Origin of the sequence: Bacillus sp. YBWC18 (genome assembly GCF_002998775.1) — a bacterium.
Classification (GTDB): domain Bacteria; phylum Bacillota; class Bacilli; order Bacillales; family Bacillaceae; genus Bacillus.
Genome location: NZ_PVRI01000001.1, coordinates 921,737 through 934,041, shown reverse-complemented (window position 1 = coordinate 934,041; position 12,305 = coordinate 921,737). Strand labels below are relative to the sequence as shown.

General features: G+C 39.7%; 11 protein-coding genes and 2 pseudogenes. 9 read left to right on the top strand and 4 right to left on the bottom strand.

What is annotated here, in order from left to right; translation table 11 throughout:
• Positions 1-119 precede the first annotated feature (119 nt).
• The 3 genes from dacB to C6348_RS04855 all read left to right on the top strand — a co-directional run bounded on the left by dacB (position 120) and on the right by C6348_RS04855 (position 3,616).
• Positions 120-1,604 (top strand): D-alanyl-D-alanine carboxypeptidase/D-alanyl-D-alanine endopeptidase, encoded by a 1,485-nt coding sequence (gene dacB, locus C6348_RS04865; protein ID WP_106042132.1) that lies wholly within the window; start codon positions 120-122, stop codon positions 1,602-1,604.
• A gap of 19 nt (positions 1,605-1,623) precedes the next feature.
• On the top strand, positions 1,624-2,991 hold the full coding sequence (locus C6348_RS04860; protein ID WP_106042130.1) for an MATE family efflux transporter: 1,368 nt from the start codon (positions 1,624-1,626) through the stop codon (positions 2,989-2,991).
• A gap of 64 nt (positions 2,992-3,055) precedes the next feature.
• On the top strand, positions 3,056-3,616 hold the full coding sequence (locus C6348_RS04855; protein WP_106042128.1) for a CatB-related O-acetyltransferase: 561 nt from the start codon (positions 3,056-3,058) through the stop codon (positions 3,614-3,616).
• Between the two features lie 20 nt (positions 3,617-3,636).
• On the opposite strand, the gene C6348_RS19020 is transcribed toward C6348_RS04855, so the two are convergent.
• From C6348_RS19020 to C6348_RS04840, 3 genes and pseudogenes are all read right to left on the bottom strand, one after another.
• Positions 3,637-3,954: a BclA C-terminal domain-containing protein gene (locus tag C6348_RS19020; protein ID WP_223251529.1), complete on the bottom strand. Its 318-nt coding sequence runs from the start codon at positions 3,952-3,954 to the stop codon at positions 3,637-3,639.
• A 198-nt stretch (positions 3,955-4,152) separates the two neighbouring features.
• Positions 4,153-4,600 (bottom strand): annotated as a pseudogene (locus C6348_RS04845) (Tn3 family transposase); the annotation flags it as partial.
• Positions 4,601-5,038: 438 nt separating this feature from the next.
• A complete protein-coding gene (locus C6348_RS04840; RefSeq protein ID WP_106042126.1) occupies positions 5,039-5,785 on the bottom strand; it encodes an NADPH-dependent F420 reductase in 747 nt (248 codons plus the stop codon).
• Between the two features lie 221 nt (positions 5,786-6,006).
• On the opposite strand from C6348_RS04840, the gene C6348_RS04835 reads away from it, so the two are divergent.
• The 5 genes and pseudogenes from C6348_RS04835 to C6348_RS04815 form a co-directional block, all read left to right on the top strand.
• On the top strand, positions 6,007-6,366 hold the full coding sequence (locus C6348_RS04835) for a winged helix-turn-helix transcriptional regulator (protein ID WP_170938387.1): 360 nt from the start codon (positions 6,007-6,009) through the stop codon (positions 6,364-6,366).
• Positions 6,367-6,781: 415 nt separating this feature from the next.
• Entirely contained in the window at positions 6,782-7,207 is a 426-nt protein-coding gene (locus C6348_RS04830) for a MarR family winged helix-turn-helix transcriptional regulator (RefSeq protein ID WP_034660872.1), read from the top strand.
• A 261-nt stretch (positions 7,208-7,468) separates the two neighbouring features.
• Entirely contained in the window at positions 7,469-8,809 is a 1,341-nt protein-coding gene (locus tag C6348_RS04825) for an NtaA/DmoA family FMN-dependent monooxygenase (protein ID WP_106042124.1), read from the top strand.
• 16 nt (positions 8,810-8,825) lie between these two features.
• Positions 8,826-9,566, top strand: a complete 741-nt coding sequence (gene nfsA / locus C6348_RS04820; RefSeq protein WP_060596507.1) for an oxygen-insensitive NADPH nitroreductase — start codon at positions 8,826-8,828, stop codon at positions 9,564-9,566.
• A 40-nt stretch (positions 9,567-9,606) separates the two neighbouring features.
• A pseudogene (locus C6348_RS04815) lies at positions 9,607-10,308 on the top strand (MFS transporter); the annotation flags it as partial.
• A 101-nt stretch (positions 10,309-10,409) separates the two neighbouring features.
• On the opposite strand, the gene C6348_RS18850 reads toward C6348_RS04815, so the two are convergent.
• Positions 10,410-10,694, bottom strand: a complete 285-nt coding sequence (locus tag C6348_RS18850; protein ID WP_189293903.1) for a hypothetical protein — start codon at positions 10,692-10,694, stop codon at positions 10,410-10,412.
• Positions 10,695-11,265: 571 nt separating this feature from the next.
• On the opposite strand from C6348_RS18850, the gene C6348_RS04805 reads away from it, so the two are divergent.
• A complete protein-coding gene (locus C6348_RS04805) occupies positions 11,266-12,285 on the top strand; it encodes an LLM class flavin-dependent oxidoreductase (RefSeq protein ID WP_060596504.1) in 1,020 nt (339 codons plus the stop codon).
• Positions 12,286-12,305: the final 20 nt, after the last annotated feature.

Below are 12,305 nucleotides of genomic sequence, written 5' to 3'. Positions count from 1 at the left end.
TCAGTTTTCGTCAAAGAAAGCTGACTTTTCTGTTTAAAAAACCTTTGAGAACAAACGTTCTTTTGTGTATAATGAACATATTCTTCTAAAATTGGCTGCGATAAAAAAGGAGGGATTGCGTGAAGCGTTTTTCACAGCTCTTGTTTTTACAAATATGTATCCTGTCGATTTTATTTCTCCCTTTTTCAGCAAAAGATGATCAACTTACAGCTCGTAACGACTCACTGCCGTGGATGACAGCTTTAGATGAATTCATACGAACAGCACCTGATTTAGAGGGCGCGATCTCCGGCATCAGCGTCCGCAATACTTCTGACTCCTCTCTTCTTTATGAACATCAAGCCGATATTCGTCTTACTCCTGCTTCTAATATGAAACTGCTCACATCAGCCATCGCCCTTGATATACTAGGAGAAACACACACATTCCTGACAGATATCTGGATGGATGGTTCTATTCAAAAGAAAACGTTACATGGCAACCTGTATCTACGCGGTACCGGGGATCCGACTTTATTAGAAGAGGATTTTGCAGCACTTGCCAAACAAGTGAAAAAGGCCGGAATACATACCATTCGCGGACAGCTTGCGGCAGATGACACTTGGTATGATGATACGCGATATTCTATTGATTTGCCTTGGAGTGATGAGGATCAATATTACGGTGCACAAATCTCTGCTCTCACAGCTTCACCGAATCAAGATTATGATGCAGGAACCGTGATTCTCGAAGTAAAACCAGGAAAGAAAGCAGGGCAAAAAGCGACCTATGACATCATCCCGAAGACTTCTGTCCCTCAAATCATGAATCAAGTAAAAACCGTGCCAGAAGGCGGAAAAAAGAAGATTTCTTTTAAGCGCTCTCACGGCACAAACAAGATTACGTTGACTGGAACCATTCCGGTTAAAGCGAGTTCATCTAGACAATGGGTAGCGTTATGGGAGCCAACCACTTATGCGTTAGATTTAATGAAACGAGCGTTAAAGGCGGAAGGGATTCAAGTAAAAGGACCGCTTAAAACAAAACAAGTTCCTAAAAAAGCTAAGAAAATTGCCACCCATTCATCGATGCCTTTATCAGATCTGCTTGTTCCCATGATGAAACTCAGCAACAATACCCATGCAGAAATTTTGCTAAAGGAACTTGGAAAACAAGTGAAAAGCAAAGGGAGCTTTGAGGATGGACTGGATGTCATGTATGAACGGCTTCCCGCGTTTGGCATCGATCCTTCGCATGCAGTGCTGCGAGATGGGTCGGGCATATCACCTATTAACCTTGTTTCTGCCAACCAGTTCACGTTATTTTTGACAAACATTCAAAAGGAAAAATGGTTTAAGACCTATGAACATGCGCTTCCGTTAGCAGGGGCAAGTGAACGAATGGTCGGAGGGACGTTAAGGAACAGATTGAAAGAACCAGCTACACTAGAAAAAGTACGTGCAAAAACAGGTTCATTAACAACGGTTAGCACACTTTCTGGATATATTGACACGAAGAGCGGAAAGACGGTCGCCTTTTCCATTTTATTAAATCATCTTGTTGATGACGAAAAAGGGAAAGAGATAGAAGACCATATTGTCAGCATTTTAGCTGAGAATCTTTAGATAGAGAAGGAGTACCATCATGACGTTAGATAACAATCAATCTTTAGTAAAAACCATGTCCATTTTTCTCGTCCCGCTTTTGCTTAGCAATATTTTGCAATCAATCGGACAGCTTGTATCCATCGTTCTTGTCGGTAGATGGATTGGAGAGGATGCAGTAGCTGCTATTTCTGCATTCTTTCCGCTTTTCTTTTTACTCGTTTCTTTTTCCATTGGAATTGGATCGGGAAGTTCCATCCTTATTGGACAAGCGTATGGAGCGAAAAATGAAAAAAGATTAAAAGAAATTATTGGCACAACGCTTTCATTCACCTTTTTAATCGGACTTTCTTTAGCGATCATTGGAGGTTTATTTGCAACAGACATCCTAAATCTCATGGGAACACCTGCAAATATTGTGGAGGAAAGTGCGGCATACGCCAGAATTCTATTCATCTCAATGCCGATCTTATTTCTTTATTTTGTTTACACGACCTTCCTGCGAGGAACTGGGGATTCAAAAACGCCTTTTTATTTCTTAATGATTAGTACGGCAACGAATATTTTAATGCTGCCCATTTTATTATTTGGCTGGCTGGGACTGCCGGCATTTGGTTTATACGGCGCTGCATATGCTTCTGTGATTTCAACCATTGTGACGTTTATTATTCTACATATCTACTTATATAAGACAAAGCACCCGCTTCGCATTGATGCATCAGTGAGAAAGCATTTATTGATGAAAGGGGATCTACTAAAAACATTATTAAAGCTCAGCATTCCATCGAGCATTAATATGATCCTTATTTCTTTATCAGAAATTGCTGTTATTTCTTTTGTCAACGATTATGGATCACAGGCCACAGCTGCCTATGGTGTTGTCAATCAAGTCGTGAGCTATGTACAGATGCCGGCAGTGAGTCTTGGCATTGCAGTCTCTATCTTTGCAGCACAATTCATCGGTGCAGGGAATAACAACCGCTTGAAAGATGTGATAAAAATCGGGTTAGGGCTCAATTTTGCCATAGGCGGATTCATTATTATCATCGTTTATCTCTTTGCACCACAGATTTTATCTATCTTTTTAACAGATTCTAAGACGATTGACATTGCCTATAGCTTGGTCGTCATTACATTATGGAGCTATCTTATTTTTGGAACGGCCCAAATTGTTGCAGCCACGATGAGAGCAAGTGGAACAGTTTTATGGCCAACAATCTTTAGTATTTGCTCCATTTGGCTTGTAGAAGTACCAGTCGCTTATGTGCTATCGCACTACACATCCCTTGGCATCAAGGGCATATGGATTGGCTATCCTGCGGCTTTCTTTGTGAACTTACTCCTTCAATACGGCTACTATCAGCTCGTATGGAAGAAAAAACAAATTGTAGCGCTTGTTCAGTCATAATGTGAAAGTGTGAAGCAGCATATACATACGAAGATCTATCACTTTTCAGGAGGTCTGATCTTCTATGTTTTTGAATCAAAGAAGTGAACTGAGCTCGCACAATATCGGTGATTTTTCTTATGCCGGACCAGATTTCCAAGTGCTGACATGGGGGGAAGGTGCGACACTAAACATTGGGAAGTTTTGTTCCATCGCAAACGAAGTGAAAATTTTCCTTGGCGGTGAACACCGGACAGATTGGGTCACAACGTATCCGTTTAATCAAATTTTCAAAGAAGCTGCCCACATCAAAGGACATCCCAAATCAAAAGGAGATGTGCAGATAGGACACGACGTATGGATTGGATATGGCGCGACGATTATGTCAGGAGTATGTATAGGGAACGGAGCAGTGATCGGAGCAAATAGTGTCATCACAAAAGATGTGCCGCCATATGCAATTGCTGCAGGAAATCCGCAGCAGCTCATGAAATATCGGTTTTCATCCGAAATGATCGAAAAACTGCAGTTATTAGAATGGTGGAATTTAGAGTTTGCAATCATCCAATCTATTTTTCACCTTTTGCAGTCTCATGATATTGAACATTGTATAAATGTAATAGAAGACATAAAAAAGAAAGGCTGAAAAAGCCTTTCTTTTTTAGTTTAGCTAAGCCGTATGATGGTCAAGGCAGCACCTGCAGCAGCACCCCCGCCAACTAAAACAGCTGTGACAACTGCCCCAAAAAACTGCAGTGAAATGATGCTTCCAGCTGTTAAATTAACGATTACAGTATTATTGATAAACGAAGTAGAGATAACAGGTGATTGAACAGAACCAGGCACAGTAGTTGCTCCATTTAAAAGCAAACATGTATTAATTAAAAGAGCTGCAGTGGTGTTGACTTGATACGTAATATAATATTTACCAGTTTGCAGAACGGTAAAAACAGTACTTGTGCCGTTTGCTGTAAAACCAGTAATGTTTTGAAAGTTTGCAAAGGAATATTCGTTCCTCCGGCTACAGTAACAATGGTAGGACCAGAACTATTAGCAGCATAAAGTGCTGTATCCGTAAAACCACCTGTTCCAGTTGCACCAGTGATTCCTGTAACTCCAGTAGGTCCCGTTGATCCGGGGTAGTACCAGCGAAGCTGTCACTACCCGCAATAAGGAATAAAGTTAAATATGCAAAGTATTTTCTTTTTCTGATTGTATTTCTTCGATTGGAATTCTCTCCATCATATCCAATTTAAAGATACCATAAGGATTTACATGGCTATAGATAAGTGGACTTAACGCTCTTAAGTCTTCAGGTGTCATCATATCTTGCCACTGCTTTTCCGATAATACAAATTGAATCATGAGTGTATTAATATACACGAGGCAATTTTGCAATAAATGTAGGGAAAGAACGGCAACCTCCTGGTCTTCCAATATATTTGTTGAAATTTTCTCCACCCTTTCCGTAAAAAATAAAGCTGTTGGCGGAATTCCAATTCTCTACAACATTGAGGCCTTCATTAATTTCTCTCCGAATGTCTTCCGAGCCTATATAATCACACAAGAAAATGGTTTTAATGACTTTTCCCAACTCAGAAAGGGCCTGATAAGTAGGGTCTTTTTTGTTACAGCAATTGCATAACAAACACTACTTTATAAAAAGTAGTAAAGTTAAAAGCTCCAGTTACTCTTTTCCGCAATCAGGCCATATTGTCGAGGATTGTTTGAATGAATTTCCAGTTTGACTCGTTATGATTGTGACGATCTTTACTTAAACCAAAGGCAGTAAAGTTGAACAAGAATGTAAGTAAGTAATACGGATTAGACCATTACTGTGCAACACTGTCTACCTTTTGAAAGAATGTTCTTAAACGTGTAGGGCAGGTTAGTAGAAGAGGGATTTAAAACATAATTATAAATAAATTCTGTTTTGAAAGAATTAAGATCCAACTTAACGGACTCTTGAATCTTTCAGAATTTCCAATAGTAGTTATGATTTTTTTAGCAAAATAGGTATATATGGATATACAAAAAGGTACACCTTAACTGAGTGCACCTTTTGTTTTTATAAATTGTATATTTCTCTGTTTATATTCACAATATCCTTATGTGAAAATTCGCCTTCCTTTTTTTCTGCAAAGAGCTCTGCAAACCGTTCCATCACCTTGTCCCGTAGTAAGGGTGCTTTTTCTTTATTTGCCTTTTTCAACGCTTTCGTAAGATCATCTTTTGTTAACTCTGTGCAGTAAGCAGGAGTTCCTGGCTGCTGTCTCCAAGAGTCACTTAAAGAACCACTGTCTACTGCGTCAAAGCCTAACTTGTTTACTACTTCCATGATTTCGTATTTTTGTGTAGGATCATTACCAGCAACTGCCATCGCGATTCGTCCACTAGAATCCTCGGATTTTCCTTCATGTTCTAAAGTGTAGGCTAATAAGTTGTTGAAAGCTTTTATGATAGGTCTGCCTAATTGATTTGAAACCCAAACACTTTCAACCATCCCGTTCTCTATTTCTTCAATTTTACCGTTTCTAAAAGGATAATAATTTGAAGTATCTACAATGATGACTGCCTCACCAACTTGATCGATAGTGTTCCGAATGTTTGGAAGTACATTTATAGGGAGCGATAGTATTAGAACATCAATATTTTTAATGGCATCCTCTACCCGCACAGCTGTTCCAGCAAGTTCTTTTCCTTCTAAATGTTCAATTCCTCGCGCATCTGCAATTTTGACATCATGTCCAATCTTAACCAATTTTTTCGAAATAATTGACCCAATTGGTCCAGCACCTATAATTCCAAATCTCATGATTGTTCCTCCTAAAGTATTTGTATATAAAAGAATTATTCAGCTTAAAGTTACACAATCATATGTTTATCAAATTGTAAACATATATTAGATAATAAAAAGTATTGAGTATTTCTGTTACATATACTAGAATAAAATCATTTCTCATCTTTTTAAAGTAGGCAAAAAAAATTGACGTAGTACAGTTTTTTGTACTTAACAGTAGAAAGCGGGTGAAGAAGGTGTCTAGGATATGTAAGGATGGATTTGATAAAGAGTGTATAAAGGAACAAAGAGAATTTTATGGCATTGCTTATACCCAAAATATCCTCTCCGGACGTTGGAAATATGTAATTCTATGGTATTTAAAGACCAAAGAGCGTCGCTATAGTGAAATTAAAGCCTTTTTATGGGATATTTCACAAGGTTCTCTTACAAAGCAACTTCGAGAACTGGAAACGGATGGTTTAATTAATCGCAAAGTTTTTCCAGAGGTTCCTCCTCGTGTTGAGTATTCACTAACCTCAAAAGGGGAAGAATTGATCCCTATTATTGATTTGATGGAAGAGTTCGGGAAGAAGTTTGGGGAGCAGGCAGACTAACCAAGGCCCTCACATTTATTGGTTACAAGTTACCCCTAATTCAAAACTAAATGATTTAAGGCCTAGGCTGTCATTGCGGCAGCTTTTTTGTAATACCAAGCTATTAAGTACAAAAAAATGTACTATGGCAACTTTTATTGCCCTCTTTTAAAAATTGAGAATTTGTTTTATTCTAGTGTCTGTAACAAAATTACTCCATACAACAAGTTGATAGGCAAAACGGTGTAATATACAGAATCCGGACATTTCAGTGTTTAACAGATAATGATGCATTGATCCATATCCCTTTGTCGTCCGTTCTAGATAAATTCAGCCTGATAAAATGAGAGTAGTTCTCTTAAGTTAGATGGACAACTAATTTTTAACTATGATATAGTTAGCTTACTAAATACATCGTAGTAATGGGGGTATACCTATGAACGATATAGTTGGATGCGAAATTCGTGAGTCATTAGATAAAATTTCATCCAAAATGCGTCGAGATTATAGCGAAAATCTAAGAGAACTTAATCTTCATGTAGGCCAGGATAGACTACTCGCTCGTTTGTGGTTAGGTGATGGAATAACACAAATGCAACTATGTGAACATTTAAAATGTGAGCCGCCTACGGTAACAAATATGGTTAAATCGTTGGAGCAAAATGGGTTCATATACCGTAAACGTGATGAACAAGATGCAAGGGTTATGCGAATTTACCTAACTGACAGAGGGAAAGAATTAGAGAAACCTGTTGATTTCAAATGGAAGCAGCAACAAGAAAAATTACTCGGTTCAATTTTACCGGAAGAACGCTTAATCTTAAGGGAACTTATGAAGAGAATGGAGAGAAACTTATTCTAAAGTTTTCTCTATGTTGATATTTAGCATGCTAAATAAAATCAGTCTATATCGTTTAGTTACTAAGAAAAAGAAAAAGTTTATAGGAAACCACTGAAGAGGATGCGTCTAGTTGAAACATTGATATCCATACTTGCTAAAATGTTTCAAATTAGTTAGTAAGCTAATTTTGTGTTTTACAAATTTATTGAATCTAATTAGAAAGAGTTTACAGCGGCTTTTTTGTTTACTTGGAGCCTTTTAAAAATAAAGGAGTGAAGATACATGAAAAGAAAAGAAATGCAACTGGCACTACAAATGGTCTCTGGATATGGAGCTGAATTCAACGCTTGGAGAATGCCTGGTACAGACCCAGCAGCCTACACAAATACGGATGGTTATGTGGAGCGAGCTAAATTAGCTGAAAAAGGGAAATTTCAAATGATTTTTATCGCTGATACTCCTGGATTATACAATGACTTAGGTCCTCAGACTCCTATGTTCCCTATGGATCCTATGTTAGCACTAATGGCTGTAGCTAGAGAAACGAAACATATTGGGCTTGTTGCTACCCTATCAACGACATTCAATTATCCATATAACATAGCACGTCAGTTCAAAGCACTGGATGTTATAAGTCATGGACGTGTAGGATGGAATGCTGTCACCACATCAAATCCAGTAGCGGCAGCAAATTTTGGTGCTCAGATTGCCAGTCGCCAAGAACGATATGACATGGCTCATGAATTCATCCAAATTGTTCAAGCATTGTGGGGGAGTTGGGAATCAGACGCTTGGACGTTAGATGTAGAAGGAGGAAAATTTGCCGACATGGACAAAATTCGGCCTATTAATCTTCAAGGGGAATATTATGCATCTCGTGGTCCTTTGCCCATCCCACCCTCTGAGCAAGGTCAGCCAGTTATTTTTCAAGCAGGTGGAGGGGTTGAAGGATTGGAATTGGCGGGAAGATACGCTTCTGGTGTTTATGCAAATCCTTATGATATAGAATCTGCTCGTGAACACAGACAAGCGCTTCGACAAAGTGCTGCCCGTTTTGGCAGAAATCCCGATGACATCAAGATGTATACAGGTTTTATGTTTTCCCTAGGCTCAACTGAAGAAGAAGGACTAGAACGACGAAGACAGCTTATGAGTTTTAATCCTGAAGAGATTCCAGGAAGGGTAAGTTACCTTGGTTCAATGGTTGGTTTACGACTATCGGAGAATTCGGTTGATATTGATCAACCTTTATCAGCTGACTTGTTGAAAAAGGCATATGCCAATCCAATGGATCCACGGTCCCACAGAGCTTTAGAGCTGCTGAAAAGAGGGATCTCCATTCGTGATGTTCTTGCTCATGGGGTTATTAACTATCATCCAGTAGTTGCAGGTACCCCCGTACAAGTTGCTGACTTCTTGGAAGAATGGTTTTTGGCTGGTGCATGTGACGGCTTCTCGGTTGTTCCGGATATAGCCTATGATGGAGTTGCTGATTTTGTGGAACTGGTTGTCCCAATTTTGCAGGACCGCGGTTTATTCCACAGGGAATATGAAGGGAAAACACTGCGCGAGAATATGGGAGTTCCTTACCAATACGGAAGGCTGAAAGAGAACAATAATTAATAGAGGAGAGGTTCAAATGAATAATACCCTTGAATTGCTTCATAATCATACATCCATTCGTTCTTTCACTAATCAACCACTGACAGAGGGACAACGAGATGCAATCTTTAAGGCAGCTAATCAAACTTCATCATTCAGTCTACTACAAGTGGTTTCTATCATTAGAATTACAGATCCAGAATTACGAAAAAAAGTGATGCAGCTCTCTGTAAATCAACCTTATATTGAAGAAGCAGCAGAATTTTGGATTTTTTGTGCAGATTTTAACAGGAATCATGAAATTGCACCCAAGGTTGACCTTGACTATATTGAATACCTATTAATAGGTACATTCGATGCTGGGTTAATGGCTCAAAATGCTTTAACTGCGGCGGAATCAATGGGACTCGGTGGTGTTTATATCGGTGGAGTAAGAGCTAATATCTCAGAATTAACCGAGGTATTAAATTTACCAAAGTATGTGATTCCGTTAGTGGGGCTATGCATAGGACATCCTGCTGGAGAGAAGCCTGGACTAAAACCACGTTTGCCTCAATCGATGGTCATGTTTGATAATCAGTATCAACCACTAGATGAAGAAAAATTAACAACTTATGACCAACAGATGCGTGAATATTACCAAAATCGTCCGGTTAAAGCGCCTTTCACAGTTAAGAAAGTAAAGGGATGGAAAGATCACATCGAGGATCATCTTGAAAGAAGTAGACTCCCTTTTATGCTTGAGTATTTAAACAAACAAGGATTTGCTAAAAAATAATCTGATATTAATTAAAAATAGATTTATGAGGATATATAAAATGAAGAATCAATACAATACGCGGGCCATCTTGACAGCGTTACTTATCTGCGGTGCTGTTGGCATGTTTAACGAAACCTCTCTAAATATAGCATTGACTAATTTAATAGAAGTGTTCCAAATTTCGCCTGCAACCGCACAGTGGTTAACAACCAGTTTTATGCCCTCTTGGTATTTTAATGCCAGTGAGTGGGTTGCTGTTGCAGACGTTTTCCACAAGGAAGCTGTTCATAGGTTCGGTCATGAGTTTAATCGTAGGTACATTGATTGCGGCACTGGCATTCAATTTTGAAATGTTGATGTTCGCCCGAGTTTTACAGGCGGTTGGCATGGGATTGTTGCTTCCACTCATATTTAATACCGTTCTTGTTATATATCCACTGGAAAAGCGGGGGGGCGGCGATGGGATTGGTCTCTCTGGTTATCATGGTCGCACCAACGTCTGGACCGACTATAGGCGGTCTATTAATAGAATATTTTACATCTTTTGGATATCCCTGCCACTTTTGGTCATAGGGTTATTGATAGGGCTTAAGTATTTGAAAAACATTACCGATGTCACTAAGCCTCGGATTGATCTACTATCTGTTGGATTCGGAGGAGTTGTCTTTGGCTTCAGTAAGGCCGGCGAAGGATTTGAGGTTGGAGTAGCATGGTTGTGATCACATCAATCGTCATTGGGCTCGTCGCGTTGGTATTATTCATAAAACAGGACGGGGGTATGTGTGTTGGAGGTATTTAACTTAAACAACTTATTATTACCTTGATATTTCCTTATTGCGGGTGGTGTCAGCTTCGCTGGTACTACCCCGATCCGGTGATTCCAGTAGCCCTGGTAGGTCCAGTAGGACCAGCAGAACCTGTGCTACCTGTTGAACCTGTAGCACCAGGTGCTGCCAAAAGCGTATAATCCGGTGACGTATCTGGCGTACCTAAAGGTGAAGCAGAGTCCACAATATACGTACCACCTTCATAAGTGACCACTTGACCCACTGAATATGTTGTTGCTATTGCAGGATCATATGCTTCAGCACCACTTAATTCTATCCCTGTAGGGCCAGTCGGACCAGTTTTCCCAGAAGCTGCCAAAAGTGTATAGTCGGGGGAGAGCCCAGGTATTCCTGATGGAGCATCTACATTGGCTATATAAATACTGCCATTAAACGTGACAACTTGACCCGCCTCGTAATCTTGTGATTGTGAGGGGTTAAAAGGGAGGGCGCCGGTTAATCCGCCAGCAGGTCCAGTTGGTCCGGTTGGCCCAGCGGGACCTGCTGGGCCTCTTCGTCCAACCCTTTGAATTGTTTTTCTCTTTTTTCACAGGGGGATTCCCTCGAGACCTGTTTTGTTTTGAATGTTCTTGATTGATAAATGGACAGTCTCTTCTTTGAGGACGGTCATGACGTGTTCTTTTGTAATGAGGCTGCTCATGATATTTACCGCAAAAGGGACATTTGTGATCGAATTGATTGTACAAATTGCCCATCTCCTAAAATTGATATTTCATTCTATGTGCAAATTTTCAAATTTGAAGTAAAACCTAGAAACTCATCATTTCGAAAATCATCGAATCAAATCATTTAAATGTTTCATGATTTTATGTTATGGTGTTGAAAGTATATAACTAGTATGATTTTTGACAGAAATGGGGACATCATTTATGAGTCAATCAGTTTTACAGCGCACAGCTTATTCCGTTTTAAATTTATCCTCTGTGACAGAAGGAGGCACCATTAAGGAGTCTTTTGAACATAGTATGGATTTAGCAAAAAAGGCGGAGAAGTGGGGTTATCATAGATACTGGCTAGCAGAACACCATAATATGGAAGGTGTTGCGAGCTCTGCAACGTCCGTTTTAATTGGATATATTGCTGGGGGAACCGAAAAAATTCGAGTAGGATCTGGCGGGATTATGCTGCCAAACCACTCTTCACTTGTCATTGCTGAACAATTTGGGACACTTGAGACATTATATCCGGGGAGAATTGATTTAGGTCTTGGCAGAGCACCGGGAACGGATCAGTTAACGGCAAGAGCTCTCAGACGTAACCTTCATAACGGAGAAGATTTCCCGGAGCAGCTTGAAGAACTTCGGCAATATTTCAAACCAACAGGTCAGGTTAAAAAACATGTAAGAGCAGTACCAGGCGAAGGACTGGACATTCCCATTTGGCTCCTTGGTTCAAGTGGTTTTAGCGCAAGGCTTGCAGGAGAACTTGGATTGCCATTTGCCTTTGCGGCACATTTTTCACCTAAAAATACAATTCCTGCTTTAGAGTTGTATAGACAGTCATTTAGACCTTCTGATGTGTTAAAAGAGCCTTATGCCATGGTGGGTGTGACCGTTTTTGCTGCAGATCAAACAGAGCGAGCTGAATATTTGGCGACCTCTCATTATCAGCGGTTTTTGAGTCTCATTCGAAATACTCCAGGAAAACTCAAAGCGCCTGTCGACAGTATGGACGGCCTTTGGAGTCCGTATGAAAAAGCGATGGTGGATGAACAATTAAGTTCGACAATGATCGGGGATAAAGAAAAGGTGAAAAAAGAATTGGAAGCCTTTATTGAAGCCACTCAAGCAGACGAAGTGATGATTAATTCGGATATGTTTGACCATCAAGAAAGAATGCGCTCGTACGAAATCATCGGAGAGATCTTCCAAGAGGCACAAGAAAAATAAACATGAAAAAAGAACTGCAC

What these genes read in the sequence shown, in the direction of transcription:
- C6348_RS04830 (WP_034660872.1), top strand. Translation starts at nt 6,782, where the DNA reads ATGAACGATATAGTTGGATGCGAAATTCGTGAGTCATTAGATAAAATT.
- C6348_RS04860 (WP_106042130.1), top strand. Translation starts at nt 1,624, where the DNA reads ATGACGTTAGATAACAATCAATCTTTAGTAAAAACCATGTCCATTTTT.
- C6348_RS04840 (WP_106042126.1), bottom strand. Translation starts at nt 5,785, where the DNA reads ATGAGATTTGGAATTATAGGTGCTGGACCAATTGGGTCAATTATTTCG.
- C6348_RS04805 (WP_060596504.1), top strand. Translation starts at nt 11,266, where the DNA reads ATGAGTCAATCAGTTTTACAGCGCACAGCTTATTCCGTTTTAAATTTA.
- nfsA (WP_060596507.1), top strand. Translation starts at nt 8,826, where the DNA reads ATGAATAATACCCTTGAATTGCTTCATAATCATACATCCATTCGTTCT.
- C6348_RS04855 (WP_106042128.1), top strand. Translation starts at nt 3,056, where the DNA reads ATGTTTTTGAATCAAAGAAGTGAACTGAGCTCGCACAATATCGGTGAT.
- C6348_RS04825 (WP_106042124.1), top strand. Translation starts at nt 7,469, where the DNA reads ATGAAAAGAAAAGAAATGCAACTGGCACTACAAATGGTCTCTGGATAT.